Below are 25,567 nucleotides of genomic sequence, written 5' to 3' on the forward strand. Positions count from 1 at the left end.
ATTGCTCCCCGCTGTTTAGGCGTTCTCAGAGGCTCACTTCAGGATCATCAGCTAGTCCAGTGGCCGAATGACTCTCACAACTTCCGGAGCAATGCAAGAGGCACAGTTACAGGCACCTCGCCGCCCATGAAGCGTATTTCAACCACCACATCGCCTCGACCATTCCTGTTCGGCGTGACCACGATGCCTTTCTGGTTATTGAAGGGTCCAGCGGTAATCCAGACGGGCTCTCCAGCAGTCACCTGCAATTCGACATGTCGTTCCGAGTCGTAGGTTCCACCGAGCGCTAACGCATTGAAACGTGACACCTCCTTGTCACTGATGCGCATCGGCCGCTCGCACCCCCCGAGCACGTCAATGGCATGCTCAAGGCCCTGCAAGCCAGCGAGGTATTCTGGCTGCGGGAGCATTTGGACAAGCACGTATCCATGGATAACTGGCATCATCGTGCCTGGGATAACACGGTGGCGACGACGGAGATCCGGCCCTTTTCGCATCGGAACAAGCGACCGAACACCCATCCTTGCTAGCGCATCATCCACTACTTTTTCGCGGCCGGTCCAAACCCGAAGCGCGAACCATGGCGCTTTGCCACCATTGATTCGGCAATTCAGGGTGACCAGCGCGCCCTCGTCGAGCATGCCATCCGTGATTCGGCGCATTCGCTCCTCGAAGCGATCACTGGCTCGGATGGCGATTGGCTGCCCCTTCATTCCCCTATCCTGCATCATGGTCACCCTGCCCCTCGCTGATGGTTGCCTTGAACGTCTCGATTGCCGCTTCGACGCTGCCACCGGCCTCTACCACCGGGAAGCAGATCCACTTGGCGTCGCCCATGCGCGGCCATGGCCAATCCATGCGCTCATAGAATTGCCGATAGGCCTGCACCTCGGCAGAATCGACGTGGTAGCTCTTGAAGCCCTCGCCCGCCACGACGATGGCGCCGTCGATGACCTGGCCGCGAAACTGCTCCGCCGCCGCATACATCTCGCTCACCTTCGGCCAAGCCCAGCGTTGGCGATGCTCACGGCGCACGCGGTCGGCCATCGGGCCGCCGGCTTTCACAGTCTGCTGGAGGAAGGGTGTCATCGCCGGCATGGGTGCATCCGGCTCCAGCAGGCGGCTGATTACCAACGCCTGCCACGCCTTGCTGAAAGGCTTGTGCACGCTTGGCGGGTTGACCGCAGCGGCCGCCACGGCGCCAAGCCGTTGCCAGCGCTTTTCGTGAAGATACTTGCCCGCGGCGACTGTGCGTGTCTTCGAGCGGCCGAGCTGTTCACGCGCCCTGAGATAGGCTGGCGTGAGTTCGAGAGCTTCCTTACGCTCGGCAGGCGTCAGCCGATACCAGGCCTTGCGTGCTTCCGCCTCGCTGTCGTCGAGATTGGTCGGCCACGTCGGGAACCAGCGCTTGAAGCCACGTTCGATCGACTGCCGGCTTTCAGCCTTCTCGTCATCGCTCGCGCGCTCTCTCTCACTTCGTTCAGCAGGAGGCGTTAAACAAGAGTCGTTAATAGGTGCCGATCCAGGACCGGCAGGGGGTGCCGACTCTGGACCGGCAGGGGGTGCCGATATATCGGCAGGGGTGCCGGTATACCGGCAGGGGGGTGCGCCGTCTTCCTCGCCGGAAACAGGAGCGAATTCCTCGTCGGAAACGTCGCCGTCGTTGTCCCATGATTGGAATGCACTTTCCGGCGTCTCGCGATCGTAAATGACCCGATACCAGTGCGCGCTGTCGCGGCCGCTGTCGCTGGCAACCACGCGCCGCTCTACGGCCCCGATCAAAACGAGACGATCGAGCGAGGCCTGCACCGTGGAGCGAGCGCAGCCCATTTCCTCGGACATCTTGACCTGGCTGCGCCGGCACCATCCGTGCTTACTGCTGGTATGCCGCCCGAGAACGCAGAGAACCTGCAGATCCCGCCCCTTGAGCCGCTGATCGGTGACCAGCCAGCCGGGAATGATTGATAGTCGCGCCGTGCTCACGTCCCACCCCTCTGAATATGCCGTGCCGCCTGAATCGTGCGGCAAACCGCGTCCTCGCCAACGCCGAGGGCGTCTGCGATGTCGCAAGTGTCGAAATGTTTGGAGTTCCAAAGGATGACCGCGGCCAGCGCCTTCAACTCATCCATCTTGCCACTCATGGCCGATGATCGCGATCGGCGCACGTCTCTCCGGTTAAGACTCAACATGCCTAGCCTCCGCGCTGGCGCCCCGGCGCGCGATTTCGACGAGTTGCAGCCGCGCGTATTCGCGCGAGACCCGCATGGTGATGGGATGGCCGCCGTCATCGCAGCGGACGCCGCAGAGCGCGGCGATTTCGGTTGCCAGACACGTGAGGCCCGGCTGAAATCCCGCCCGCTGGAGCGCGGCGCGGATCTGCATCTGAGCGCGCAGAAGCACGTCCAGCGGTGCATTGAGGATCCAGCGAGCCCGAGTGGCATCGTCAGGCGCGTCGAGCAGCTCTTCGACGATCGGCAGCGGAGCCATCATTGCGCCACCGCCTTCCACACGCCGTCGCCGTCAGCGACGATCAGCCCGTCGGCTTCGAAATCCCCAATCAGAGCCCCGGCGACCGCGCCGCGCACGGCAACGCCACGCCGAAAGGTGCCAATGTCGAATGAGGCCTGACCGCGCACCCAATCGAGCGCTCGATCCCGCTCCTCGCTCAAACGCTCGTCGAGCGACTTGCGCGGCGTTTCGCGGGCGAACTCGTCGGGCTGCGGCTTGAAGGTCATTGGCGCGACGTTTCCGCCCGCACCAGGCAGCAGCGGCGCGGCATTCTCGTATGCCTTCCAGTCCACGCGGATGATGCGCGGGAAGCCGTCGCCATAGCTGCCGTCTTCGTTGCGTTCCCAGACAAACCACGCCGTGTTCATCTGGCTCGACGCCTCAGGCCCATCCCATCCGTCCCGGTGCATCATCGGCAGGCGGCGGGTGAAGAGGTAGACGCGCGACGGCGGGTTTTCGTCCATGACAAAGACGCGATTCGGATCGTCGAACCCGGCCGCGAAATTCCAGTTGAGGAGCAGCGCCATCTTGCGCGGCTTGTGCTCGCGCAGCGCATGGGCCGGGAAAGAGTTCGCCAGTTCCGCATAGGGCGGGTTGGTGACGATATCGACGCCGACCGAACCGCCTGCGACGGAAAGCAGGAAATCGCCAACCTGCTGCAACTCGCCGTGCCGCGTAGCGACGCCACGGTCGACGAGATCCGCGATCATCACCTCGTAACCGGCATCTTCGAGCGGGCGCATAATCGCGCCCTTGCCGACAGCCGGCTCTTTCACCGTCGCCGAGAAGCTTTCCAGCGCTAGCAACGCGCGCATTGCCTCGATCGACGTCTGGTAAAGCTGGTCGCCCTTGTCTTCCGACGGGGCCGAGCGCGTGCCGATCGCATGCGACAGGCTACGCCGGCTCGGATCAAGCCCTGCCTCCAGCCGCGCCGCGATCACGCGCTCGATGAAATCAGGCTGCTCGCGCACGACATTGCGGAGCTTGCGCGCTTCGTGTAGGCGGCGTTTGTCGATGCCGACATCGTCGAGCGTGAAAACGTCCGCGTCGCGGACCTTTGCGCGCCCCTGCTTGGCGACCTTCCCGTTTTCCTGCGCTTCGTCGATCGTGTCGGCCATCGCGACGTAGCACATGCTCTCGATCTTCAGCGCTTCCGCCTGCATCAGGCGTGCCTTCTCGAGCAGCTCGCGCGAGGCCCTGACCTTCTCCGCATAGTTCACAGCCGCTTTCGCCTGCTCGTAAGCACCGGTCGAAAGCAGCAGAGCTGCCCGCAGGTCGCCAGCGCTCAAAAGCGCGCGCGCCGTCTCGATCGAAACGACCAGCTCCGATCGTTCCGGGATAGGCGCCGGAGCAGAGAGCGGCGCATCGAGCACCGGCGGCGCAGAAGCATCAGGGGCGTACCAGACATGGCCGTCCTTCGGGTGACGCCGGACAAGTCCCTTGCCGTTCAGGTTCCGCGCGGCCGCTTGCTCGCTTTTTTTGGTGCAGCGGTAAAAGCCGTCCACTTTCACCGCATTGAGAATGCGAGATTGCGTCGACGCATAAGGAACAACTTCGATCACAGCGCCCGCCTTTCCGATTGCTCGATGATTTCGCAGACCTCGCGCTCGGCGATGTTGAGCAGCGCGGCGATGGCGTACGTGTCGTGCTGGCCGTCGTGCCAAAGCTGCAGCACGCGCTCGATCAGGATCTGGCGAGGAAGAGGCGGCATCAGTCCCTCACGAGATGCAGCGATGCAGCCATGCCGCCCCGCGCCTTGACGACGGCAGCCGTCGCCCGCAGGTCCGAGGTCGCCTTTTCCAGCGCTGCGGCGATGCGGTCGACAGCAGTCACTTCCGTCGACGTGAAATGACCGTCGGCAATTGATACGGCGACCTTGTTTGCAAGCTCGCCGGAAAGGCGCATCACCTCGGCATGGGCCGAAAGGACGTTAATCTCGGACTGCCGCTCGCCTTCCGGGTCCGTCAGCCGACGGCCACTCGCTTCCGCCATCACGGCAGTGATCAGCGGCTGACCGCAGTCCTGTTCCAAAGCGCGAACGGCGCCGATCGGCATCAGGTCGGGGTCGTTCGGGTTGTTCCAGCGGCCGACGTGGCTCTTGGAAAAACCGGTGATGCTGACGGCGCGCTCGATCCCGCCGCAACGTTCGATCAGGTCACGCTGCGCAGCTTTCACGCGGTAGAGGAAGGCGTCGGACATGGCTGTCTCCAGGACAAAGAAAAAGCGTTCCCGCGCCGGGAAATCCGGTCGGGTTTTCCCGTTTTGGGAAAGGTCAAGAAGTGCGAAATTCAGTCCGTCAGATCAGGGAGGCCCGCATGGATACGAAACCACAGGCTGTGCACGCCGGGGAAAAGCCCCCCTGCGTGCTTGCCGCCAGCGCCGGTAGATGCTCCGTTGTGCTCGCAACAACCATTCGGAGAAACGGACATGGCGGAAGAGGCAATCACGCTCGAAGAGCGTATCGAAGCATTGGAAGGGGAACTCGACGAAACCAGGTACGCCGCAGCACTCATGCTGATGATGCTGGCAAAGTCCAAGACCATCGACCTGAACGACTTCGTTCACCAGGCGAAGTGGGATGCGGAGGTCCACCCGGATACCCCCCGCGGTCGTCGCAACCTTTTCACTGCGCTCCACATCGTCGAGCGCGCCATCGAGATGAGGGATGCGCGCACCGACTACGGGCAACAACAATAGGTCAGACGTTGGCTGCGCGAGCCCGCGCTTCAGCTTCATCAAGGGCCACAACTGCGGGGTGCAGGTCGCCAAACTTTTCGACGAACCGCGCTCTGAGCGCAGCGCAGCGCGCATCCAGTGCAGCGTCCTGCCTATCACGACGCCGCTGCTTTTCGCTTTCAGCGGCTTTCGCCGGCTGCAGAAGCAGACGCAGCCGCTTGAGCCAAGTGCGCCCGAAACTAAACTTTTCAGCATTCTGCATCGGCTCATCCTTTCACGTTGAAGAAAAGAGGCAGGGACGCGCAGGTCAGTGGCGCGTCCCCGCCAGGTGGCAAGGCGCACGGGAGGGAGGAGACCCGCGTTTTCCGTGCCTTGCTTGGGGAACATCGTCATTCGGCGGCCTCGATGGAGGGGCCGAGGAAATCGCCGATGCCGAGATCGACATCGGCGCGCTTTGCGACAGCGATGAGAGCGGGCCAGTGGCCCTGAGGAATCCTGCCCCTCTCCTGCCACCCCTGCACGGTCGAGACCGGAAAAGGCTTCTCTCCGGTCGACAGCGCCTTCGCAGTCTTGGTCAGGCCGCCGAACTTCGAGATAACGATTTCAGCCGGATTGGGTGCGGACACGGTTCATTCCTCAGTGATGACGATGGACTCATACGCAGAGTGCGTAAACATGTCAACGTGGAATGCGTAAACGTGTTTCGCGTAAAGGTGTGATATGAACGACACCAGCGAAAACATCTCAGTTCAGTGGCGGAAGCTCCGCGAGCGTGCCGGCATGTCGATGGACGAACTGGCGCGCGCAATGGGCTACAGCCGAGCTTCAAGCATCCAGAGATACGAAAACCCCGATGAGTATCGGAAGCTTTCGATCAGCACCGAGTTGGCGGGCAAACTCTTGAAGGCGATAAAAGGCCGAGGCACGCCACCGATCGAGCCGAAAGACGTTTGGGCACTGACGAGGCTGCCAAGCTCATTCGTTTCGAGCTTCGACCCAGACGGCGAAGAAGCAGACCGCGCCGACAGTGATCTCAGCTACAGCCGCGAGCACTGGCATCCGAGCGTCAATGGCGCAGTGCCTGAAGTGGATGTTAAGCTTGGCGCTGGGTTCGGCTCGGTCGGAGAAGTGATCAACCTACCGGTCGGCCGCGAGACCGTTGCCGGGCATCGTGTTATTGCCGAATGGCTTATCCCTGAGAGCTACTTGCGCAATGAAGCCAAGGTCTCGCCGGGCTCAACGCTTATCATGGAGATTGTTGGCGATTCGATGATGCCAACATATCTGCCAGGCGATCGTGTCATCGTAGACCTGGCACAGAATACGATGCTCACCGATACCGTGTACGCAATTAGCGACGGACAGAGCGAACCTCAGATCAAAAGATTGCAGCGGGTCCCGTTTAGCGATCCGCCGCAAGTGCGTATTATCTCGGACAATCCGGCTCTTGAAACATTCACGGTGGAGCTGGAGCGTCTGACGATCATAGGCCGCGTCTGCGGCCATATCGCGCGCAGATAGTCAACGCCCGACCCGTGTCACGGGGAAATCCAAGCGCCGACTAACCTCCAGCGCGCCATCAAGCACCCAAGTATCGCAGCCCTCGCCGGTCAACTGATCAGCGGGGGCTTCTGCCGTTTCGTGCGCCGCCTCTGACGAGCCAACCACGTCGCGCTGCACGTCTTCGGTATCTGTGATCATCGCATCGCCTCCAGTACGCAAGAACATAGCACGAACAAAAACACAGAACACGCCGACAAGTCGAGTCGTTTCTTAACGCGAGCATAGATTACGTAATTTACGCACTTTTCGTAAATGCGCTTGCGCTTTACGCATCATGCGTATATCGATGCTCCCCGTACGCATTTTGCAGAAGTGGAGATATCAAATGCAAAACCAGCTCGGCACCACTCCGGAAGAGATCACTCACTCCATGGCTGACGGCATGCGCCTGACCGGCGAAGGCTGCACCGAACGCGACCTCCTGCTTCGCGGCTTCACCCGCCAAGAAATCCTGAAATACGGCGACGCCGCACGCGAAATGGCACTCGCCGGCTCATCGAGCAGCATCCGCGCCCGCGTCCCCGCCAGACGCGCCGCTTGAGGCCGAACGCTTTCGGCGTCGGCCTTCGGGCCGACATCGAAGGTGTTCCCTTCGCTGTCCTCAATCGGAGTCTCTGGTCATGAATGAGCACTTCACCGGCCACAACAAGGCACGCCTTGACGCCGGCTACAGCCGCTTTCGGCTTCTCTGCGTCACCATTGCAATGACGGCCGCCTTGGCAATGTCGGCATTCCTCGCCGGCAACACGGCAGCCAAGAAGGAATGGCAGTTTGCATCGGAGGCTCGCGTCTGATGGGCCACTACCCCCTCGACGGCGCCATCCCCGCCGAACCGATCGTTCACCGCCTTTGGGAGCAGGGCGCGACCGCGAGCGATATGGCGGCGCGCTTCTCAGTGCCCCTCCCGTCCATGGAGCGCTATCTGCGCCCGCGTCTCCCTCGCTGGATCGACGCGCAGCAACGTGCGGCCTCGCCCGACGCTCGCCGCATCGTTCATACCGTCCGCTACTTCGACCGCAACGCCTACCAGGTGATGCACGTATCCCTGCCCCGGATCTCGATGCACGTGAAAGCGATCGAGGCCGGGCACAAGGACGTAGACTGGAGGGTCGCGGCATGACGATCACCCTCTGGAAACCCGAAGCGGATGTCGTTCTGCACCAGGCGCTCGGCAAGTGCGCCGAGGAGTGTGCCGAGCTTTCTCAGGCTTTGGCCCGTTGCCTCATTCAAGGCTTCCACGAAGCGGAATCGGTGACGCGCAAGCTCAACCGGACGCATCTCCTCGAAGAGACGGACCTCAAGGCAGCGCTGCGCTGGCTTTTCGACGTTCTGGACGAGCCGTTCAAGGGCGAAAGCGAACGCGAGCGCCGCAAGTTCGACGGCTTCAAGCGGTGGCAGGCCATGCTTGAGGCAGAGGGAGGCGCCAGTGCCTAACCTTCAGCCCTTCCGCATCCACTTTCACGACCCCGAAATCGCGCCGCTCGACATCGACGCTACCGACGCCATGGCCGCACGCGACATGGCGGCGGAACGCCGCAACGTTTCTCCCGGCGCTATCCGCAAGGTCAAAGTCATCAGGGAAATGCGATGAAGCCCGTCCGCCTTCAGCTTTCCCGTCGTAAGGGCTTTAGCCTTCAAGACTTTAGCCTTGCCGCAAACGGCCTGACTGCCGTCAACGTCTCGCGGCCGTCGAAGTACGGCAATCCGGTGATCAAGCAGGACTTCGACGAGCTGCAGGCGATTTATGCCGAACTCGGCCGACCACCGATCGAGGGCACGTGGCAGAAGCACGCCGTGAAATGCTTCGACGCGTGGATCGGCGGCGAGTTACCGGAACTGGGCGCGCCGCCGACCTGCGAAGAGATCCGACGTGACCTGCAGGGCAAGAACCTTGCTTGCTGGTGCAAGCCCGGCGAGCCTTGCCATGCCGATGCCCTGCTGTTCATCGCCAACAACGCCGACGAGGCGAAGCCATGAACCTCGACTTCGCCAAAGAGACATACCTGGATGCGCGCCAGCTGCTCGGCCTTGCCAGCGAGGAATGGTGTGAATCCTTCGAGGTAGAGAGCGGTCGCGCCGAGATCTGCGCCAAGGACGTATTGACCGGCGAGGTGGAGCCGATCGCCCACCTCCTGCCCGCCTGCGGTTACGATGATCGCCGGATCATGACGCATGCGCCGACCTACATGCGCGCAATGGACTTCCTTCTGCAGCATGCGTTTCGCGAGATCCGCGAATTGCGCCAGAAACTGGCCGTGCGCGAGCCGAAGCCCAAGCAGTACGCCACCGAATGCGCCATGAAGTGCAGCGAGCCGGCATTCCTCAGATTCCTTGAGGAGCGCCACGGCCTCCAGCGCCCCCTGACACAGGAACGCGCTGCGACGAAGGTCCGCTCCATCCTTAATATTTCGTCGCGCCGCGAGCTGGACAGCAACCAGGACTCTGCTGCGCGTTGGCGCAGCCTGGTCAACGCCTTCGACGCTTGGAGGCGGGTCGGATGAATGGTCGCCGTCTGGAAATCTACCAAAAGATCATGTCGCGGGTTTTCATCAATCCCGTTACCGGCTGCTGGATCTGGAGAGGCCCGACATCAGGAAAGACCGGCCGAGGAAAAGACTATCCACGCATGTCGCTTGGCGGTCAGACGGTCGCCGTGCACTTGGTCATGTGGACCAACGAGCACGGCTACATTCCCGGCAAGAAGCAGCTCGATCACAAATGCCGCAACCGCCTCTGCGTCAAGCCGGACCCAAAGCATACGGAGCTGGTGACGCACAAGCAGAACCAGAAGCGCCGCGACCAAGCGCGCGCTGCCGCAATGATCGGACACAAAGGCCGGCCGGCACTCGAATGCCAGGAGATTACCCAATGAGCCGAGAAATGACGGCCGTCGACACGCGCGTTCGACGCTCCGCCCTGCTTCCTCCAGGCCTTCCGCCCTTTGGCGTCACGCGCGAGCAGGCCGCCCTGCTTTTGAGCATCAGCGTGTCTCTGTTTGACAGCGCCGTTGAAGTTGGCACCATGCCACAACCGAGAGTGCTCTTCGGGCGAAACATATGGGATGTCGACGAGCTTTGGGCGAGCTTTCGCGCGCTACCGCACAAAGCCGGCATGAGCCGAGACCCCGACGAGCTGCGACCACAAGGGAACGCTTTCGACAATGCCTAAAAGGCTTGATGACAAACTGCAGAAGGGCGTGAGCCTCGATCGCGACTGGCGCACCAGAGAAGCACGCTACTATTTCCGCGCGCCGGGCAAGAAGAAGGTCCGCCTCAAAGAGACACCCGGTACCGATGCTTTCGACAAGGAAGTTGCTTGCGCCCGCCTTGGAATTCCCTACGTGCCTGAAGGCGCAGAGCCGCCGCCTGCCGTTGTGACGCTGAAACGAGATCCAGCCGAAGGAACCGTCGATTGGCTCTATGCGGAGTACAAGCGGCGCGCAACCATCAGCGCCGGCGTCATGGCGCGACGGGCGACCATCTTGGAGGAGGTCTGCGATTACAAGTTCGGCTCAGCTCGATGTGGAGACCTACCATACGCTGACATGCGCAAGCGCCATGTCGTCAAGATCCGCGACGCCGTCCGAGACAAACCCGGTTCGCGCAACGATGTGAAGAAGGCCATCTCCGCCTTGTTCGCGTGGGCCGTCGAAAGCGACCTCGCGCAGATGAACCCGGCCGCGAAGATCAAGCTTTTGCACTCCGGCGACGGCTTCCACACTTGGACGGTCGACGAGGTGCGCCAGTACGAGGCCAAACACGGCGCAGGCACGAAGGCGCGCCTTATGCTTCACCTTGCACTCTACACCGGCCTGCGCCTCGATAGTCTCTCCATTGTCGGCCTCCAGCACATTCGCAATGGCCAATTGACCATCCGTCCGGAAAAGACGCGCAAGTCGAGCGGCGTCATCGTCGACATTCCGGTGCTGCCGGAGCTGCAAAAGACGATCGACGAGTGCCCGACTGGCAACCTGACCTTCCTCGTCACCGAGTTTGGCAAACCATTCACAACGAACGGCCTTGGCAACAAGATGCGGGATTGGTGCGACCAGGCCGGATTGTTCCACTGCACCACTCACGGCCTGCGGAAAGCCGGCGCCACAATCGCCGCCGAGAACGGCGCTACGGACGAAGAGCTGATGGCAATTTTCGGCTGGACCACGAAGAACCAGACGACGACCTACACCAAGAAAGCCCGCCGCAAACAGATGGCGGCAAGTGCGATGCACAAGCTCGTTCCGGGAGAGGGCTAGCGGTCAAAGTCTGAAGCGATCGCGCCCGTCGTCTAAAAGAGATCTGACCCAAATGGAACACCTTCAGCGGATACTAATCTTCGGCAATGGCGGGACAGGCAAGACTTGGCTGGCCCGCGAGATCGGCGACATCCTTAGACGTCCTGCAATCCACCTTGACGATCTCCGCTGGGCTTCCGGCCAGTACGGTGTCGCGCGAGACAATCAACTGGTTTTCGATGAAGTCGTCGAAGCCGGTAAGGCCGAGAGTTGGCTGATGGAAGGCGTATATGGATGGCTTGCCAATGCTGTTCTGCATCGGGTGACAAGCTTGATCTGGATCGATTTGCCCGAAGAAGATTGTGTCGCCAATATTATTGCCCGAGGCATCCAAGGCGGAGGCAGTGAGGAAGATTTCCAAGAACTGATTAAGTGGGTACGCGAGTATCGGAAGCGCGAAAACTCTTCAACCAGCTATGCCGGCCATGAGAAGCTGTTCGAAGCCTGCGCTGGGTCAAAGGTTCTTTTGAAGAGCCGTTCGGAGGTGATCAATCATGCGGAGATCATTCGGGCTATCGCCGCTTAGGGCCGAACCGCGCCTCAACCCGCCTTACAAGCTCACCAATAGCCGACAAGGGGGCAATCTGACGCACGGATCATGAACAAATTTGTCCCACACATTTTGACATTGGAAAATGTGGGACAAAAACAGCAAAAAAAGACAACAAAAACAATAGCTGTTAGGTGTAGGTGGTGCCCCATGCCGGGGTCGAACCAGCACTCCTTTCGGAACTCGATTTTGAGTCGAGCGCGTCTACCAATTCCGCCAATGGGGCTCAGGGAAGTGCGATATCAGCGGCTCGGATTTACACGAAGGATTTCGCCGTGGTCAACCATCATTTTCAGGATGCACGACCAACAATCACGAAAGCGTGCGGGCCGCTCACAGCCGCTGCGATTTACAGCGCGCACGATCCTGCCTAAGAAGGCGCCATCCAGTTTGCACTGCGGCATCCCTCGGTTTCGAGTTGCCGCCCGCGAGGTATAGATGATCGACGCCGCCACCCAATCCCGCCAGCATTTGCTGATCGCCGTTATCGTAACACTCGGCATGGCGGCGACCGTGGGCGGCGCGCTCGGCTTCGAGCATGTCGGTGGCTATATTCCCTGCGCGCTCTGCCTGTTGCAGCGCGATCCCTACTACTGGGGCATCCCGGTCGGTGTTTTGGCAATCGCCACGAGCGCGTTCAAACTGCCGGCGTGGACGACACGCACGCTGCTTCTCATCGTCGGCATCCTGATGCTGGTCGGCGCCGGCATGGGCGTCTATCACTCGGGCGCCGAATGGGGCTTCTGGGAAGGACCGTCCACCTGCGCCACGACCGCGCAAGGGATTTCGTCGAATGTCGGTGATCTGCTGGGCGATCTCGATTCCAAGCATGGCCCGTCGTGCACCGAAGCCTCCTTGCGGGTGCTCGGGCTCTCCTTTGCCGGATGGAATGTGATCGCCAGCCTCATCCTCGCAGCAATCGCCTTGCGCGGTGCGGCAAAGGCGCGCTGATCCCAGATCGCTCTCGGGCAGGCAACGCCCCAACAAGGGGTTCGCGAGCGCACGCACCTCTCCTGACCCCGCTTTGGGCTTAGATCCGGCAAGAAGGCACGAACAGCGTCAGGGCTGCAGTTCGACGTCCCAGTAGAGATAGTCCATCCAGCTTTCATGCAGATGGTTCGGCGGGAAGAGCCGGCCGTTGTTGTGCAGGTCCTGCACCGTCGGCTGGAAAGGCCTCTGGTGCGGGAACATGCCGGCTTGCTTCGGCAGCTTGCTGCCCTTGCGTAGATTGCAGGGCGAGCAGGCTGCGACGACATTGTCCCAGGTCGTCTGGCCGCCGTGAGCGCGGGGCACCACGTGATCGAAGGTGAGATCGTCGGGCGAACCGCAATACTGGCATTCGAATTTATCGCGCAGGAACACGTTGAACCGGGTGAAGGCCGGGTGGCGTGAGGGCTGCACGTAGCTCTTGAGGCAAACAACGCTCGGCAGTCGCATCGAGAAGCTCGGAGACGACACCGAATGTTCGTACTCGGCAAGGATATTTACACGGTCAAGGAAGACTGCCTTGATCGCGTCCTGCCAGGACCAAAGCGACAAGGGGTAGTAACTCAGCGGCCTATAGTCAGCGTTCAAGACGAGCGCCGGCAAGGCCTGTGGTGAGACTGCAATCGTCAAGCGTATTCTCCTGATCGATTCGGCATCTGCACCTTCTATATTAGGCCCGTTGCAACAGGATTGTGAAGCCGGAAACAAAAATGCGTGCGCTGGATTCGCTTTTTCCTTCAAGGTGTCACAGGAACAGCATCACGACGCATTTCCTGTGAATAATAGGCCCAGAAGAGGCGTGCGGCGACGCTGCGCCAGGGCGACCACGAAGCGGCGAGCGAATCAATTTCGCGTGCGCTCGGGCGCAGTTCGAGGCCCAGTCCGTGACCGATCGCGTTTTGCAGCGCGACGTCGCCGGAGGGAAAGACATCCGGGTGGCCGGCGCAGAAGAGCAGATAGACTTCCGCCGTCCAGCGCCCCACCCCCTTGATCGCCGTCAGCTCCCGGATCGCCTCCGATCCTTCGATGTTGCAGATCGCGTCGAGATCGATCTGACCGCTGACGACCACCTCGGCCACGCGCCTCAGCGCCTCGGCCTTCGCCCGCGACAGCCCGATCGCCCGGCAATCCTCGTCGCTCAGCGAATTGACGCCTGCCGCCGTGACCTCGCCGAGCTTTTCTTCCATGCGCCGCCAGATCGCAGCCGCACTTGCCTTCGAGACCATTTGCGAGACGATGATGCTGGCAAGGCCGCGATAGCCGGGATCGGTGCGCCGGAGCGGCACCGGGCCGGCTCTCGCAACGACGTGCCCGAGGCGCGCATCGAGCATCACCAGGCCTGACAGCCCGGCCTCGATATCCTCATGTGTCCGGATGATCCGCATGACGCCTCCACAAAGCGGATGATTTTTATACCCCTTCCATGGCAAAGGGAAAGCATGCCTGACACGCCACCCGTTTTCCGTTTTGCCCCGAGCCCCAACGGGCTGCTCCATCTCGGCCACGCGCTTTCCGCGGCGCTGAACCATGACATGGCGAAGGCCGCGAACGGGCGTTTCCTGCTGCGCATCGAGGATATCGACCAGACCCGCTGCCGCCCGGAATTCGAGGCGGCGATCTTCGAAGACCTTGCCTGGCTCGGCCTCGACTGGGAGCGCCCGGTGCGCCGGCAATCGGAACATCTCGACGCCTACGCGTCGGCGCTTCAACGGCTGGACATGCTGGGTGTCATCTACCCCTCGGTCATGACCCGCGGCGAAATCAAGGCCGCCGTTGCCGATGCGGAAGCCGGCGGCCAGACCTGGCCGCGCGATCCGGACGGCAGCCCGCTCTATCCCGGCCGCGAGCGCGAATTGCCCCAAACCGAGCGCGCGGCTCTCACCGCGAGCGGCAAGGCCTATGCCTGGCGGCTCGACATGGAGAAGGCCATCGCGCTTTTGGGAAAAGACCACCTGAGCTGGGCCGAGAGCGGCCATGGTCCTGAGGACGAAACCGGCACCATCATCGCCGACCCCGCCGCCTGGGGCGACGTAATCCTGTCGCGCTCCGATGCGCCGTCAAGCTACCATCTATCCGTCGTCGTCGACGACGCGTTGCAGGGCATCACCCATGTGGTGCGCGGCCGCGACCTCTATCATGCGACATCCGTGCATCGGCTGCTGCAGCGGCTTCTCGATCTGCCGGAACCGCTCTATCACCATCACCGGCTGATCCTCGGGCCGGATGGGCGCAAGCTGTCGAAGAGCAACCAGGATACCGGCATCGCCGCTTTCCGCGCCGCCGGTCGCACGGCGGAGGAAATCCGCGCGTTAATCGGCTAGGTCCTGCTCCTCGCGGGTCGCGTCGTTGCCATTGCGCAGCTGGAAGCTGCGCCGCACCATGCTCTTGACCCTGTATTTGAGGATCGCCGCATTGATCTCGGCGCCGATGATGAAGATTGCAGCGATCATGTAGAGAAACACCAGCACGATCATGATCGACGCCAGGCCAGCATAGGTAGACACATAGGTGGCGAAGGTCGCGAGGTACGAAGCAAAGGCATAAGCGCCGATCGTCCAGCAAACGAGCGTCAGCGCGATGCCCGGCAAAACGTCGATCACTTTACGGTGCCCATCCGGCAGCCAGAGATGGGACACGAGCAATCCGCTGGTCAGCACGACGAGAGCGAGCGGCAGGCTCCAATTGTCGACGGTCGCAAGCACGCCACCAAGCCAGGGGAGCCACTGTCCGGCATAACGCACCGCCAGGGGCACGGCGACGAGCAGAATGCTGAGTGCGGCCAGGATCAGGACGCCGGCAAGCACGAAGCCGAGGCTCGCAAGCCGAGTGACGTACCAGTAGCGGCTCTCGGTCACTCGATAGGCGCGATTGAGCGAGACGCGCAGCGCCTCAACGCCGTTGGAGGCGAAATAGGCGGCGGCCAACACCGAAACGGTCAAGAGCCCACCGCGCGGGATCGTCAGCACCCGCACGATTTCGTCGGCGATGGGCTTGGCGATCGATTCCGGCCAGGCATCGAAAATCAGATGCACCGCCGTTTCGGCAAACTGGTCGGCCCCGAGAAAGCTGCCGAGCGCCGTGCCAAAAATCAGGAAGGGAAAGACGGCGAGCAGCGACGACAGCGCCACATGGCTCGCCATCGCCCAACCGTCGTCGAGGCTGAAGTGCCAGAGCGCATCGAACACGACTTTCCAGGTGATGCGTATAAACGCTGGCATTCCATTCCAATCCTACGAGGCGCCGGGACTACCCGATCAGTACGTCCGTCTCGGCGCCGTTTCCTTGGCTTCGCATGACCCCAACGGCGACAACGCTGGCGGGTTCCGGCTTGCGCAATTCAATTGTATCCCGCCGATGAATATGGGAAACCGAGGCAGGATTTCTACAGGATTCGACCGGATGACGGATCGCCCCACAATCATTGTCACCGGATGCTCCTCCGGAATCGGCGCCCATTGCGCACGCGCGCTTCATGCCGACGGCTGGCGGGTCTTTGCGACCGTGCGCCGGGAAGAGGACCGGCAATCGCTTGAAAGCGAGGGCATCGAGACCTTTCTGATGGACTACACCAAGCCGGAGAGCATCGCTGCCCTGGCCGATACGGTGCTGGCGCTTTCCGGCGGGCGCATCGACGCGCTGTTCAACAACGGCGCCTATGGCCAGGCGGGTGCGGTCGAGGATCTGCCGACCGAGGCGCTGAGGCTCCAGCTTGAGACCAACGTGATTGGCTGGCACGACCTGACGCGGCGGGTGATCCCCGCGATGCGGGCGCGCGGCAGCGGCCGCATCGTGCAGTGCTCTTCCATCCTCGGCATCGTGCCCTATCGCTGGCGCGGCGCCTACAACGCCTCCAAGTTTGCGATCGAGGGCCTGTCCCTCACCCTCAAGATGGAGCTGGCCGGCAGCGGTATCGAGGTGAGCCTGATCGAGCCAGGGCCGATCACATCGAAATTCACCGCCAATGCCGTTACCTATATCGAGCGCTTCATCGACCTCAAGAATTCGGTGCACCGCGTCGAATACGAGCGGCAGATGCGACGCCTGAAAGGCGAAAGCAAACCCGCGGCCGGAAAGCTCGGCCCGGAGGCGGTTTATGCGGTTTTGAAGCACGCACTGACAGCAAAGAAACCGAAACCGCACTATATTGTAACAAGGCCAGCCAGACAGGGCGCGCTTCTGAAGAAGCTCCTGCCGGCGGCACTGTTTTATCGCATCATCGGCCGACTTGGCTGAAGCAGAATTGCAAGGAAGAGTTCGATGTCCAGCTTCTTTACCGGCTTGACCCTGTTCGTCATGGGCCTGGTCGTGATCGTTTTGATCCGCGGCCTCGTGAACATGGCAAAGGGTGGCAGCGGCAACACGTCCAACAAGTTGATGCAGGCGCGTGTGCTGTTGCAGGCAATCGCGATCGTGCTCATCATGGTGACCCTTTGGATCACCGGCGGCGGCCGTCCGACCTGACGCAAATTCCGAACGGACAACCGTTCAACACCGTTCCTGAAATTGCGCTAGAGGACTGCGTCCGCCCATGGTGAAGCTGAACAAGATCTATACCCGGACGGGTGACAACGGCACCACCGGGCTCGTCTCCGGCCCGCGCCGGCTGAAGAGCGATCTGCGCGTCGATGCCTATGGCGCAGTGGACGAAACCAATGCCTTCGTCGGCCTGGCTCGGCAGCATACGGCCGGCAACGTCGATCTCGACGCCGCGCTGATGCGGATACAGAACGATCTCTTCGATCTCGGCGCGGATCTCGCAACACCCGACACCGGCGAGCCGCCGCAATACGAACCGCTGCGCATCGTCGCAGCGCAGGTGACCTGGCTCGAAACCGAAATCGACCGGCTGAATACCGAACTTGATCCCTTGCGCTCCTTCGTGCTTCCGGCCGGAAGCCCCGCCTCCGCAGCCCTCCACGTCGCCCGCACGGTCGCACGCCGTGCGGAACGCCAGGTGGTGGCCCTTGCCCAGATCGAGGGTGAAGTCGTCAGCACGGAAGCCATCGCCTATATCAATCGCCTGTCGGATTTCCTGTTCGTCGCGGCGCGCTTTGCAAATGACAAAGGTCAAGCCGACGTCCTTTGGATTCCCGGAAAAAACAGATAACGTCGGCTCGCGCATTGTCGCGCCCGATCGAGATTCGACGGGAGAAACGGGCAATAACCTGTGCTTCGGGAGACCGCATGTTCATACCGCTTCACGATACGAACACCCTGAAGCACATCAAGGTCCAGTACGTCACGATCAGCCTGATCGTCATCAACATTGCCGTCTGGCTGATCACTGGACCGATTGCCTCCGAGCAATTCGCCAACGCCGCGCTGCTGGGCTTCGGCTATATTCCGGCGCTCATTTTCGACTACGCGCAGCTCGATCCCTCGCTCGTCGTCGTCCCTGACGGCTTCACCTTCGTCACCTATTCCTTCCTGCATGGCGACTTCATGCACCTCGCCATGAACATGCTGTTCCTCTGGGTGTTCGGCGACAATGTCGAGGATGCGCTCGGGCACTTCCGCTATCTCGCCTTCTATCTTCTCTGCGCGGCTGCAGGCGCACTGGCGCATGGGCTTCTCGACCCGGCCTCCGAGGCGCCGTTGATCGGCGCATCGGGCGCGATCTCCGGCGTCGTTGCCGCCTATTTCCTGCTGCACCCGAAGGTGCGCGTCTGGGTGCTTGTCTTCTTCCGCATCCCGCTGCCGCTGCCGGCCGCCATTCCGCTTGCCTTCTGGATCGGCCAGCAGTTCTTCATGCTGGTCGTCGATCCCGGCAGCGGCGTGTCCTGGAGCGCCCATGTCGGCGGCATCGTCGCGGGCCTGGTTCTGGTTGTCATTTTGCGACGCCGCGATGTGCCGCTCTTCGACCGCACGATCGTCACGCCGCGCGCCGTCCGGCACAAGGCCGAACCGGTCACCGCAAGCCAACAGCCGTCGTCAGATGCGACAAGACCGCCCATTCCCTGGGGACGCCAGACCGGATCCTGACACCGGCAATCGCCAGCCTTCAACGAGGATGATCCGTTATTTCAATGGCTTGCCTGAAGCGCACCCGGCCCTGCCGGGACAGTGCCGCATCAGGCCCCAAGCCACTTGCCATGGATCATTCTTACGTGTACGTAAACGTAATTCCAATTCTCGGGATTATATCGATTTAGCGCCATGCACAGCGATTGTAATTGGAGAAAAAACGCGTATCGATGTCGCCAACCGACAATCAGGCGGCTCCGTTAAGGCGCATTTTCCTGCGAAAGCTCTTGGAGGGAAGAATCCATGAAAATACTTGTGACGGTGAAGCGGGTGGTTGACTACAACGTCAAGATCCGGGTGAAGGCAGACGGTTCGGGCGTCGAGCTTGCGAACGTGAAGATGTCGATGAACCCCTTCGACGAAATCTCGGTCGAAGAGGCGCTCAGGCTGAAGGAAGCCGGCAAGGCCGAGGAAGTCGTCGTCGTATCCGTCGGTCCGGCCAAGGCCGAAGAAACCCTGCGCACCGCGCTCGCCATGGGGGCGGACCGCGCCATCCTGGTTGAGACCGAAGACCAGGTCGAGCCGCTCGCTGTCGCCAAGATCGTCAAGGGTGTGGCCGAGGCTGAACAGCCGGGCCTGATTATCGTCGGCAAGCAGGCGATCGACGACGATTCGAACCAGACCGGCCAGATGCTGTCGGCCCTGCTCGGCTGGGCGCAAGGCACCTTCGCCTCCAAGGTCGAGATCGGCGACGGCAAGGCAACCGTGACGCGCGAAGTCGACGGCGGTCTGCAGACCATCGACATCAAGCTGCCGGCCGTCGTCACCACCGACCTGCGCCTGAACGAGCCGCGCTACGCCTCGCTGCCGAACATCATGAAGGCGAAGAAGAAGCCGCTCGACAAGAAGTCGCCGGCCGACTTCGGCGTCGACACCGCTGCCCGCCTCAAGGTGCTGAAGACCGAGGAGCCGTCGGGCCGCAAGGCCGGCATCAAGGTCAAGTCGGTCGCCGAGCTCGTCGAAAAGCTCAAGACCGAAGCCGGCGTGCTCTGATTTAAGGAAGGGAGATTTTATCATGGCCATTCTTCTTCTGGCTGACCACGACAGCAACCACCTTTCCGACCAGACCGCCAAGGCGCTGAGCGCCGCTTCGAAAATCGGCGGCGATGTGCATGTTCTCGTTGCCGGCGCCGGCGCGAAGCAGGCTGCCGAACAGGCGTCCAAGCTTGCAGGCGTTTCCAAGGTGCTCGTTGCCGACGACGCCTCGCTTGCCAACAACCTTGCCGAGCCGCTCGCTGCCCTGATCGTCTCGCTCGCTGGCAGCTACGACACGATCGTGAGCGCCGCCACCTCGGTCGGCAAGAACGTGATGCCGCGCGTTGCAGCGCTGCTCGACGTTTCCCAGGTTTCGGAAATCATCGAAGTTGTCTCGTCGGATACCTTCAAGCGTCCGATCTATGCCGGCAACGCCATCCAGACGGTGCAGACGACCGAAGCCAAGCGCGTCATCACCGTGCGCACCGCCTCCTTCGCGTCCGCCCCTGAAGGCGGCTCGGCCGCGATCGAGAGCGTCTCGGCCGCCGCCAACCCCGGCGTTTCCTCCTTCGTCGCCGACGCCCTGTCGTCGTCCGACCGCCCGGAGCTGACGTCTGCCAAGATCATCATCTCCGGTGGCCGTGCACTTGGTTCTTCCGAAAAGTTCCAGGAAGTGATCCTGCCGGTGGCCGACAAGCTCGGCGCTGCCGTCGGCGCTTCACGCGCTGCGGTCGACGCCGGTTACGCGCCGAACGACTGGCAGGTCGGCCAGACCGGCAAGGTCGTTGCGCCCGATCTCTACATCGCCTGCGGCATCTCCGGTGCCATCCAGCACCTCGCCGGCATGAAGGACTCGAAGGTCATCGTCGCCATCAACAAGGACGAAGAGGCACCGATCTTCCAGGTCGCCGACTACGGTCTGGTTGCCGATCTCTTCGACGCTCTGCCGGAGTTGCAGAAGGCGCTGTAAGCCCAAATCGATGCCACCCTCCGCACCCATGAAAAGGGCTGGCAAAAGCGGGGACTTGGCATTAACAATCTACCGGGCCGGCCAAACCGGCCCGGTTTGCGTGTCTGATGGCGGCCTTGCCGCCAACCTTTGAAGATGGATGTTCGCCGCGATGATCAAGACGGTCGGAATTATTGGTGCCGGGCAAATGGGCTGTGGCATCGCACATGTTTCGGCAATCGCCGGATACAAGGTGCAGATCTATGATCTGGCCGCCGAACGGATCGAAGCGGGCCTTGCAACCGTCAACGGCAACCTTGCCCGTCAGGTCTCCTCCGGCAAGATGACCGACGAGGCCCGCAAGGCAGCCCTTGCCCTGATCAAGGGCTCTTCCGATATCAACGACCTGTCCCAGGCCGATCTGGTAATTGAAGCCGTCACCGAAGACGAAACGATCAAGCGCAAGATCTACGGCCAGGTTTGTCCGATCCTAAAGCCGGAAGCGATTCTCGCGACGAATACCTCGTCCCTGTCGATCACGCGCCTGGCCTCCGCCACCGATCGCCCCGAGCACTTCATGGGCATCCACTTCATGAACCCGGTTCCGGTGATGAAGCTGGTCGAGCTCGTGCGCGGCATCGCCACCGACGAACAGACCTTCAAGACCGCCAAGGAATTCGTGGCGACGCTCGACAAGACCGTGACGGTCGCCGAAGATTTTCCGGCCTTCATCGTCAACCGCATTCTGCTGCCGATGATCAACGAGGCGATCTATACGCTTTACGAAGGCGTCGGCAGTGTCGAGGCGATCGATACCGCCATGAAGCTCGGCGCCAACCATCCCATGGGCCCGCTGCAGCTTGCCGACTTCATCGGCCTCGACACCTGCCTGTCGATCATGCAGGTGCTCTATGACGGCCTGGCGGACTCGAAGTATCGCCCCTGCCCGCTGCTGGTGAAATATGTCGAAGCCGGCTGGCTCGGCCGCAAGTCCGGACGCGGCTTCTACGACTATCGCGGCGAAGTGCCGGTTCCCACCCGCTAATTCCGTCAGCATTTGACAAGAAAAACCCGGCGATCCGCCGGGTTTTTCTTTGTCCAGATCTAGTCTCCTTCAGCTTCCCGCAGCAGGAGAAAGCGCCGCGCTGATCAGCGTCTTGGCGTCGTCGCTGTCCCAGGCGGCCGGCCCGTTCATCGAGCCGATCAGGCAGCCCTTGTCGTCGAGCAGCAGGGTTGCCGGCAGGCCGAAGGCCAGGCCTTCCTTCTTCATGTTGTTGAACACGCCCATCGAGGCGTCGCGATAATAGCCAAGCTCGTGCACGGCCGTCTCGTCGAGGAAAGCCTTCGGCTTCTCGTCGTCGCCGACGTCGATGTTGATCGCCACCACTTCGAACTTGTCGCTGCCGAGCGACTTCTGCAGGGCGTTCAAGGCCGGCATTTCCTCGCGGCAGGGAACGCACCACGTCGCCCAGAGATTGACGAGCAGCGTCTTGCCGGCAAAGGCCGAGACATTGGTCGACTTGCCGTCCGGACCGTTGAAGTCGAGCGCGATCGGCCGCGGCGACGCCGCCGGCGACATCGCGGCAACCTGCCCCTTCATGAAGGGTGTCAGCGCAGCGACCTTGGCCGAGGTCAGCGGGCAACTGGCGGAGGCCGTTTCGGTTGCCTCACCATTGCCAGACCCGGTCTCCTTCACGTATACCGCTGCCGCACCGACGATCACGCCAAACAGGGCGGCGAGCGCGAACAGTTTCACGGCCGGGGGGGATTTCTTCTGGTCGGGCATTTCATTCTCCAAGGCGGGCATTCTTCATGGCTGACGGCAATTCCGAGACGAAATCCTCCAACCAGATGTGGGGCGGTCGCTTTGCCTCGGGTCCGGACGCGATCATGGAGGAAATAAATGCCTCGATCGGCTTCGACAAGAAGCTCTATGCCCAGGACATCCGCGGCTCAATAGCGCATGCGACGATGCTGGCGCATCAAGGCATCATTTCGGCCGACGACAAAGACAAGATCGTTCACGGCCTGAACACGATCCTGTCAGAGATCGAAAGTGGTGCGTTCGAGTTCTCGCGCCGCCTCGAAGACATCCACATGAACATCGAGGCCCGGCTCGCGACCCTGATCGGTCCGGCTGCCGGCCGCCTCCACACCGCCCGCTCGCGCAACGATCAGGTGGCGCTCGACTTCCGCCTTTGGGTCAAGGAAGAGCTGCAGCGCACCGAGAAAGCGCTGACGGCGCTGATCGCCGCCTTCCTCGACCGCGCCGAGGAACATGCCGATACCGTCATGCCCGGCTTCACCCATCTGCAGACCGCGCAGCCCGTCACCTTCGGCCATCACTGCATGGCCTATGTCGAGATGTTCGGCCGTGACCGCTCGCGCGTGCGTCACGCCATCGAGCATATGGACGAGAGCCCGATCGGCGCCGCCGCCCTTGCCGGCACCGGATTCCCGATCGACCGTCACATGACCGCCAAGGCGCTCGGCTTTGCCGGCCCGACCCGCAACTCGATCGACACGGTATCGGACCGCGACTTCGCGCTCGAATTCCTGTCGATGGCCTCGATCACTGCCACGCACCTGTCGCGGCTGGCCGAAGAGATCGTCATCTGGTCGACGCCGCAGTTCGGCTTCATCCGCCTGTCGGATGCATTTTCGACCGGCTCCTCGATCATGCCGCAGAAGAAGAATCCCGACGCCGCTGAACTGGTGCGCGCCAAGACCGGCCGCATCAACGGTTCGTTGATCGCGCTGCTCACGGTCATGAAGGGTCTGCCGCTCGCCTATTCCAAGGACATGCAGGAAGACAAGGAACAGGTCTTCGACTCAGCCGAAAGCCTCGAGCTGGCGATCGCCGCCATGACCGGCATGGTTCGTGACATGACCATCCGTAGCGATCGCATGAAGGCCGCCGCCGGCTCCGGCTATTCGACCGCGACCGACCTTGCCGACTGGCTGGTGCGTGAGGCAGGCCTGCCCTTCCGCGACGCCCACCATGTGACCGGCCGCGCCGTGGCGCTTGCCGAACAGAAGGGCTGCGACCTCGCCGATCTTTCGCTTGCCGACCTGCAGTCGATCCACGCCGACATCACCGAGAAGGTCTTCGATGTCCTGACGGTCGAAGCCTCCGTCGCCAGCCGTACCTCCTTCGGCGGCACGGCGCCCAACGAGGTTCGCAAGCAGATCGCCTGGTGGCGCGCCCGCAACTAAGACATCTGCTCCCAAGCCCGCTGCGGGCGGCTCTTCGCCCGCAGAAACAGGGTGCACAAGTGCCTGAAAAATCGGTAAGACATCGCACCTGCATCAGTTCCCGCGAAGGAAAATCACGATGACATTCACGAAGGCGGCCCGGCTTGCACTTCTGCTGGCGATCCCCGGGCTGGTTCTTGTCGGTTGTGGACGCAAGGGCGACCTCGATCGCCCCGGCTCGACCGCGCCGATCAACACCAAGGCGCCGGCAGGAACTGTCGAGCAGAAGGAAAAAGCAGACGAGCGTTCGTTCCTGCTCGATCCCCTCCTCTAGTAGAAATTACGCAATTCCGAACGGAAGCCGCTTCGCACTTTCCTGGAATTGCTCAAAGTCGAGCTGCGTGACGTGAACCATTTTCAATACCGCGACGGAATTCTCTACGCCGAAGATGTGCCGGTGACCGATATCGCCCGCGCCGTCGGCACACCCTTCTACTGCTACTCGACCGCCACACTCGAGCGCCACTATACGGTGTTCTCCAAGGCTTTCGCCGATGTGGATGCGATGGTTTGCTATGCGATGAAGGCCAACTCGAACCAGGCGGTACTGAAGACGCTCGGCCGCCTTGGCGCCGGCGTCGACGTGGTCTCCGGCGGTGAGCTGCGCCGGGCGCTGGCGGCCGGCATCCCGGCAAACCGCATCATGTTCTCCGGCGTCGGCAAGACGCCGCTGGAAATGGATCTCGCACTGGAAGCCGGCATCTACTGCTTCAACGTCGAGTCCGAGCCGGAACTTGAGGTCCTGAACCAGCGCGCCGTTCGCGCCGGCAAGCGCGCCCATGTGTCCTTCCGCATCAACCCTGATGTTGACGCGAAGACCCATTCCAAGATTTCCACGGGCAAGAAGGAAAACAAGTTCGGCATTTCCTGGGAGCGCGCCCGCGCGGTCTACGCCCATGCCGCAACGCTGCCCGGCATTGAGGTGACCGGCATCGACATGCATATCGGCAGCCAGATCACCGAACTTCAGCCCTTCGACGACGCCTTCAAGCTGCTGCGCGAACTGGTCGATACGCTGCGCTCCGACGGCCACTCGATCGATCATGTCGACATCGGCGGCGGCCTCGGCATTCCCTACAAGGACGACAACAATCCGCCCCCGCTGCCGGACGCCTATGCGGAAATCGTCAAGAGCCAGCTGCAGTCGCTCGGCTGCAAGATCGTCACCGAACCGGGCCGGCTGATCGTCGGCAATGCCGGCATTCTGGTGACCGAAGTCATCTACGTGAAGGACGGTGGCGACAAGACCTTCGTCATCGTCGACGGTGCGATGAACGATCTCATCCGCCCGACCCTCTATGAGGCCTATCACGAGATCCGCCCGGTCCGCATCTCCGCCGCCAACGCGCCGCGCATCCGCGCCGACGTCGTGGGCCCGGTCTGCGAAACCGGCGACTATCTGGCGCTCGACCGCGAGATGGCGATGCCGAAGCCTGGCGATCTCTTTGCCATCAGCTCGGCCGGCGCCTACGGCGCCGTGCAGGCCAGCACCTACAATTCACGCCTCCTGATCCCGGAAGTTCTGGTCAAGGGCGACCGTTTCCACGTCGTTCGCCCGCGTCAGGACTATGACGCGTTGATCGGTCTCGATTCGGTGCCGGACTGGCTCGACTGACCCGTCCGGGCATGACAACGACAATCTGTGGATCGGCCGCCCGGCCGATCACGATTGTGTTTGCGCCCTCGTCTTCGCCACAAACGATGGTATCCTGAACGCAAGCGGGATAGGCGAAGTTGCGTGCATTTTTGAGCTCGGCCGTCGCCTCACTACATTGGGTCAGCCACAAGC

Annotated in this window: 39 protein-coding genes and 1 tRNA gene; 25 read left to right on the forward strand and 15 right to left on the reverse strand. The window is 61.9% G+C overall.

Features of this window, described 5'->3' with window-relative positions; genetic code table 11:
• Nucleotides 1–74: 74 nt before the first annotated feature.
• From nusG to AC3WVQ_RS14700, 7 genes are read right to left on the reverse strand one after another with little or no spacing between them, the layout of a single operon-like run.
• On the reverse strand, nucleotides 75–713 hold the full coding sequence (gene nusG, locus AC3WVQ_RS14670; RefSeq protein WP_492382838.1) for a transcription termination/antitermination protein NusG: 639 nt from the start codon (nucleotides 711–713) through the stop codon (nucleotides 75–77).
• A 4-nt stretch (nucleotides 714–717) separates the two neighbouring features.
• Nucleotides 718–1,983 (reverse strand): LvrA C-terminal domain-related protein, encoded by a 1,266-nt coding sequence (locus AC3WVQ_RS14675; protein WP_492382839.1) that lies wholly within the window; start codon nucleotides 1,981–1,983, stop codon nucleotides 718–720.
• Nucleotides 1,980–2,129 carry a hypothetical protein gene (locus AC3WVQ_RS14680; RefSeq protein WP_244496849.1) on the reverse strand — a complete coding sequence of 50 codons (150 nt, stop codon included), beginning with the start codon at nucleotides 2,127–2,129 and terminating at the stop codon, nucleotides 1,980–1,982. The genes AC3WVQ_RS14675 and AC3WVQ_RS14680 overlap by 4 nt, the downstream gene beginning before the upstream one ends.
• A 46-nt stretch (nucleotides 2,130–2,175) precedes the next feature.
• Nucleotides 2,176–2,490: a hypothetical protein gene (locus AC3WVQ_RS14685; RefSeq protein WP_492382840.1), complete on the reverse strand. Its 315-nt coding sequence runs from the start codon at nucleotides 2,488–2,490 to the stop codon at nucleotides 2,176–2,178.
• Nucleotides 2,487–4,070 carry a hypothetical protein gene (locus AC3WVQ_RS14690; RefSeq protein WP_492382841.1) on the reverse strand — a complete coding sequence of 528 codons (1,584 nt, stop codon included), beginning with the start codon at nucleotides 4,068–4,070 and terminating at the stop codon, nucleotides 2,487–2,489. Before AC3WVQ_RS14690 ends, AC3WVQ_RS14685 begins: the two co-directional genes overlap by 4 nt.
• Entirely contained in the window at nucleotides 4,067–4,219 is a 153-nt protein-coding gene (locus tag AC3WVQ_RS14695) for a hypothetical protein (protein WP_492382842.1), read from the reverse strand. The genes AC3WVQ_RS14690 and AC3WVQ_RS14695 overlap by 4 nt, the downstream gene beginning before the upstream one ends.
• The gene (locus tag AC3WVQ_RS14700; protein WP_492382843.1) at nucleotides 4,219–4,707 is read right to left on the reverse strand and encodes a phage regulatory CII family protein; all 489 of its coding nucleotides are present in this window, start codon (nucleotides 4,705–4,707) and stop codon (nucleotides 4,219–4,221) included. Before AC3WVQ_RS14700 ends, AC3WVQ_RS14695 begins: the two co-directional genes overlap by 1 nt.
• Nucleotides 4,708–4,935: 228 nt before the next feature.
• On the opposite strand from AC3WVQ_RS14700, the gene AC3WVQ_RS14705 reads away from it, so the two are divergent.
• Complete coding sequence (locus AC3WVQ_RS14705) at nucleotides 4,936–5,205, forward strand: hypothetical protein (protein WP_492382844.1); 270 nt, start codon at nucleotides 4,936–4,938, stop codon at nucleotides 5,203–5,205.
• Nucleotide 5,206: 1 nt separating this feature from the next.
• Here the strand turns inward: AC3WVQ_RS14705 and AC3WVQ_RS14710 are convergent, their stop codons facing one another.
• Both AC3WVQ_RS14710 and AC3WVQ_RS14715 read right to left on the reverse strand, forming a co-directional pair.
• A complete protein-coding gene (locus tag AC3WVQ_RS14710; RefSeq protein ID WP_492382845.1) occupies nucleotides 5,207–5,446 on the reverse strand; it encodes a hypothetical protein in 240 nt (79 codons plus the stop codon).
• 127 nt (nucleotides 5,447–5,573) lie between these two features.
• On the reverse strand, nucleotides 5,574–5,810 hold the full coding sequence (locus AC3WVQ_RS14715; protein WP_492382846.1) for a carph-isopro domain-containing protein: 237 nt from the start codon (nucleotides 5,808–5,810) through the stop codon (nucleotides 5,574–5,576).
• Nucleotides 5,811–5,904: 94 nt separating this feature from the next.
• Between AC3WVQ_RS14715 and AC3WVQ_RS14720 the strand changes: the two genes are divergently transcribed.
• Nucleotides 5,905–6,705 carry a LexA family transcriptional regulator gene (locus AC3WVQ_RS14720; protein WP_492382847.1) on the forward strand — a complete coding sequence of 267 codons (801 nt, stop codon included), beginning with the start codon at nucleotides 5,905–5,907 and terminating at the stop codon, nucleotides 6,703–6,705.
• Here the strand turns inward: AC3WVQ_RS14720 and AC3WVQ_RS14725 are convergent, their stop codons facing one another.
• On the reverse strand, nucleotides 6,706–6,885 hold the full coding sequence (locus tag AC3WVQ_RS14725) for a hypothetical protein (protein WP_492382848.1): 180 nt from the start codon (nucleotides 6,883–6,885) through the stop codon (nucleotides 6,706–6,708). It abuts the gene before it with no gap.
• Nucleotides 6,886–7,072: 187 nt separating this feature from the next.
• Here AC3WVQ_RS14725 and AC3WVQ_RS14730 point away from each other — a divergent pair, with 187 nt between their 5' ends.
• The 11 genes from AC3WVQ_RS14730 to AC3WVQ_RS14780 all read left to right on the forward strand — a co-directional run bounded on the left by AC3WVQ_RS14730 (nucleotide 7,073) and on the right by AC3WVQ_RS14780 (nucleotide 11,564).
• The gene (locus AC3WVQ_RS14730; protein ID WP_492382849.1) at nucleotides 7,073–7,288 is read left to right on the forward strand and encodes a hypothetical protein; all 216 of its coding nucleotides are present in this window, start codon (nucleotides 7,073–7,075) and stop codon (nucleotides 7,286–7,288) included.
• A 79-nt stretch (nucleotides 7,289–7,367) separates the two neighbouring features.
• Entirely contained in the window at nucleotides 7,368–7,541 is a 174-nt protein-coding gene (locus tag AC3WVQ_RS14735) for a hypothetical protein (protein ID WP_492382850.1), read from the forward strand.
• Nucleotides 7,541–7,867, forward strand: coding sequence for a hypothetical protein (locus tag AC3WVQ_RS14740; RefSeq protein WP_492382851.1), 327 nt, complete (start codon nucleotides 7,541–7,543; stop codon nucleotides 7,865–7,867). Before AC3WVQ_RS14735 ends, AC3WVQ_RS14740 begins: the two co-directional genes overlap by 1 nt.
• Complete coding sequence (locus tag AC3WVQ_RS14745; RefSeq protein ID WP_492382852.1) at nucleotides 7,864–8,181, forward strand: hypothetical protein; 318 nt, start codon at nucleotides 7,864–7,866, stop codon at nucleotides 8,179–8,181. The genes AC3WVQ_RS14740 and AC3WVQ_RS14745 overlap by 4 nt, the downstream gene beginning before the upstream one ends.
• Nucleotides 8,174–8,338: a hypothetical protein gene (locus tag AC3WVQ_RS14750; protein WP_492382853.1), complete on the forward strand. Its 165-nt coding sequence runs from the start codon at nucleotides 8,174–8,176 to the stop codon at nucleotides 8,336–8,338. The genes AC3WVQ_RS14745 and AC3WVQ_RS14750 overlap by 8 nt, the downstream gene beginning before the upstream one ends.
• Nucleotides 8,335–8,724 carry a DUF4326 domain-containing protein gene (locus tag AC3WVQ_RS14755; RefSeq protein WP_492382854.1) on the forward strand — a complete coding sequence of 130 codons (390 nt, stop codon included), beginning with the start codon at nucleotides 8,335–8,337 and terminating at the stop codon, nucleotides 8,722–8,724. The genes AC3WVQ_RS14750 and AC3WVQ_RS14755 overlap by 4 nt, the downstream gene beginning before the upstream one ends.
• Complete coding sequence (locus AC3WVQ_RS14760; RefSeq protein ID WP_492382855.1) at nucleotides 8,721–9,248, forward strand: hypothetical protein; 528 nt, start codon at nucleotides 8,721–8,723, stop codon at nucleotides 9,246–9,248. The genes AC3WVQ_RS14755 and AC3WVQ_RS14760 overlap by 4 nt, the downstream gene beginning before the upstream one ends.
• Nucleotides 9,245–9,619, forward strand: a complete 375-nt coding sequence (locus AC3WVQ_RS14765) for an HNH endonuclease signature motif containing protein (protein ID WP_492382856.1) — start codon at nucleotides 9,245–9,247, stop codon at nucleotides 9,617–9,619. Before AC3WVQ_RS14760 ends, AC3WVQ_RS14765 begins: the two co-directional genes overlap by 4 nt.
• Nucleotides 9,616–9,915, forward strand: a complete 300-nt coding sequence (locus AC3WVQ_RS14770; protein ID WP_492382857.1) for a hypothetical protein — start codon at nucleotides 9,616–9,618, stop codon at nucleotides 9,913–9,915. Before AC3WVQ_RS14765 ends, AC3WVQ_RS14770 begins: the two co-directional genes overlap by 4 nt.
• Nucleotides 9,908–10,999 (forward strand): tyrosine-type recombinase/integrase, encoded by a 1,092-nt coding sequence (locus AC3WVQ_RS14775; protein WP_492382858.1) that lies wholly within the window; start codon nucleotides 9,908–9,910, stop codon nucleotides 10,997–10,999. Before AC3WVQ_RS14770 ends, AC3WVQ_RS14775 begins: the two co-directional genes overlap by 8 nt.
• 52 nt (nucleotides 11,000–11,051) lie before the next feature.
• Entirely contained in the window at nucleotides 11,052–11,564 is a 513-nt protein-coding gene (locus AC3WVQ_RS14780) for a P-loop NTPase family protein (protein ID WP_246810413.1), read from the forward strand.
• Between the two features lie 165 nt (nucleotides 11,565–11,729).
• Here AC3WVQ_RS14780 and AC3WVQ_RS14785 read toward each other — a convergent pair.
• Nucleotides 11,730–11,814: transfer RNA gene (locus AC3WVQ_RS14785), tRNA-Leu, on the reverse strand.
• A 212-nt stretch (nucleotides 11,815–12,026) separates the two neighbouring features.
• On the opposite strand from AC3WVQ_RS14785, the gene AC3WVQ_RS14790 reads away from it, so the two are divergent.
• Nucleotides 12,027–12,539, forward strand: a complete 513-nt coding sequence (locus tag AC3WVQ_RS14790) for a disulfide bond formation protein B (protein ID WP_060584437.1) — start codon at nucleotides 12,027–12,029, stop codon at nucleotides 12,537–12,539.
• Between the two features lie 108 nt (nucleotides 12,540–12,647).
• On the opposite strand, the gene AC3WVQ_RS14795 is transcribed toward AC3WVQ_RS14790, so the two are convergent.
• Nucleotides 12,648–13,205: an HNH endonuclease gene (locus AC3WVQ_RS14795; RefSeq protein ID WP_034797858.1), complete on the reverse strand. Its 558-nt coding sequence runs from the start codon at nucleotides 13,203–13,205 to the stop codon at nucleotides 12,648–12,650.
• Nucleotides 13,206–13,312: 107 nt separating this feature from the next.
• Nucleotides 13,313–13,960: a DNA-3-methyladenine glycosylase family protein gene (locus tag AC3WVQ_RS14800; RefSeq protein WP_034797859.1), complete on the reverse strand. Its 648-nt coding sequence runs from the start codon at nucleotides 13,958–13,960 to the stop codon at nucleotides 13,313–13,315.
• A gap of 54 nt (nucleotides 13,961–14,014) precedes the next feature.
• Between AC3WVQ_RS14800 and gluQRS the strand changes: the two genes are divergently transcribed.
• Nucleotides 14,015–14,896 (forward strand): tRNA glutamyl-Q(34) synthetase GluQRS, encoded by an 882-nt coding sequence (gluQRS, locus tag AC3WVQ_RS14805; RefSeq protein WP_492382859.1) that lies wholly within the window; start codon nucleotides 14,015–14,017, stop codon nucleotides 14,894–14,896.
• Here the strand turns inward: gluQRS and AC3WVQ_RS14810 are convergent.
• Nucleotides 14,885–15,793 carry a YihY/virulence factor BrkB family protein gene (locus tag AC3WVQ_RS14810; protein WP_060518489.1) on the reverse strand — a complete coding sequence of 303 codons (909 nt, stop codon included), beginning with the start codon at nucleotides 15,791–15,793 and terminating at the stop codon, nucleotides 14,885–14,887. The two genes, gluQRS and AC3WVQ_RS14810, sit on opposite strands and share 12 nt — an antisense overlap.
• A 181-nt stretch (nucleotides 15,794–15,974) precedes the next feature.
• Here AC3WVQ_RS14810 and AC3WVQ_RS14815 point away from each other — a divergent pair, with 181 nt between their 5' ends.
• The 7 genes from AC3WVQ_RS14815 (at nucleotide 15,975) to AC3WVQ_RS14845 (ending at nucleotide 21,568) form a co-directional block, all read left to right on the forward strand.
• On the forward strand, nucleotides 15,975–16,808 hold the full coding sequence (locus AC3WVQ_RS14815) for an SDR family oxidoreductase (RefSeq protein WP_060584426.1): 834 nt from the start codon (nucleotides 15,975–15,977) through the stop codon (nucleotides 16,806–16,808).
• 24 nt (nucleotides 16,809–16,832) lie between these two features.
• A complete protein-coding gene (locus AC3WVQ_RS14820; RefSeq protein ID WP_034797863.1) occupies nucleotides 16,833–17,036 on the forward strand; it encodes a twin transmembrane helix small protein in 204 nt (67 codons plus the stop codon).
• Between the two features lie 67 nt (nucleotides 17,037–17,103).
• Nucleotides 17,104–17,682: a cob(I)yrinic acid a,c-diamide adenosyltransferase gene (locus AC3WVQ_RS14825; RefSeq protein ID WP_034797864.1), complete on the forward strand. Its 579-nt coding sequence runs from the start codon at nucleotides 17,104–17,106 to the stop codon at nucleotides 17,680–17,682.
• Nucleotides 17,683–17,759: 77 nt separating this feature from the next.
• A complete protein-coding gene (locus AC3WVQ_RS14830; RefSeq protein WP_060518493.1) occupies nucleotides 17,760–18,557 on the forward strand; it encodes a rhomboid family intramembrane serine protease in 798 nt (265 codons plus the stop codon).
• A gap of 285 nt (nucleotides 18,558–18,842) precedes the next feature.
• On the forward strand, nucleotides 18,843–19,592 hold the full coding sequence (locus AC3WVQ_RS14835; protein WP_060518495.1) for an electron transfer flavoprotein subunit beta/FixA family protein: 750 nt from the start codon (nucleotides 18,843–18,845) through the stop codon (nucleotides 19,590–19,592).
• A gap of 22 nt (nucleotides 19,593–19,614) precedes the next feature.
• A complete protein-coding gene (locus tag AC3WVQ_RS14840) occupies nucleotides 19,615–20,544 on the forward strand; it encodes an electron transfer flavoprotein subunit alpha/FixB family protein (RefSeq protein ID WP_492382860.1) in 930 nt (309 codons plus the stop codon).
• A 151-nt stretch (nucleotides 20,545–20,695) separates the two neighbouring features.
• Complete coding sequence (locus AC3WVQ_RS14845; RefSeq protein ID WP_034806743.1) at nucleotides 20,696–21,568, forward strand: 3-hydroxybutyryl-CoA dehydrogenase; 873 nt, start codon at nucleotides 20,696–20,698, stop codon at nucleotides 21,566–21,568.
• A 69-nt stretch (nucleotides 21,569–21,637) separates the two neighbouring features.
• On the opposite strand, the gene tlpA is transcribed toward AC3WVQ_RS14845, so the two are convergent.
• The gene (tlpA, locus tag AC3WVQ_RS14850) at nucleotides 21,638–22,309 is read right to left on the reverse strand and encodes a thiol:disulfide interchange protein TlpA (RefSeq protein WP_492382861.1); all 672 of its coding nucleotides are present in this window, start codon (nucleotides 22,307–22,309) and stop codon (nucleotides 21,638–21,640) included.
• A gap of 26 nt (nucleotides 22,310–22,335) precedes the next feature.
• Here tlpA and argH point away from each other — a divergent pair, with 26 nt between their 5' ends.
• The 3 genes from argH to lysA all read left to right on the forward strand — a co-directional run bounded on the left by argH (nucleotide 22,336) and on the right by lysA (nucleotide 25,393).
• Nucleotides 22,336–23,739 (forward strand): argininosuccinate lyase, encoded by a 1,404-nt coding sequence (gene argH / locus AC3WVQ_RS14855; RefSeq protein WP_034806619.1) that lies wholly within the window; start codon nucleotides 22,336–22,338, stop codon nucleotides 23,737–23,739.
• Nucleotides 23,740–23,857: 118 nt separating this feature from the next.
• Nucleotides 23,858–24,052 (forward strand): LPS translocon maturation chaperone LptM, encoded by a 195-nt coding sequence (gene lptM, locus AC3WVQ_RS14860; protein WP_034806616.1) that lies wholly within the window; start codon nucleotides 23,858–23,860, stop codon nucleotides 24,050–24,052.
• Between the two features lie 72 nt (nucleotides 24,053–24,124).
• A complete protein-coding gene (lysA, locus tag AC3WVQ_RS14865) occupies nucleotides 24,125–25,393 on the forward strand; it encodes a diaminopimelate decarboxylase (protein ID WP_034806740.1) in 1,269 nt (422 codons plus the stop codon).
• The last annotated feature ends 174 nt before the right edge of the window (nucleotides 25,394–25,567 follow it).

The sequence above is a fragment of the Ensifer sp. EB106-05-01-XG146 genome (genome assembly GCF_058791875.1).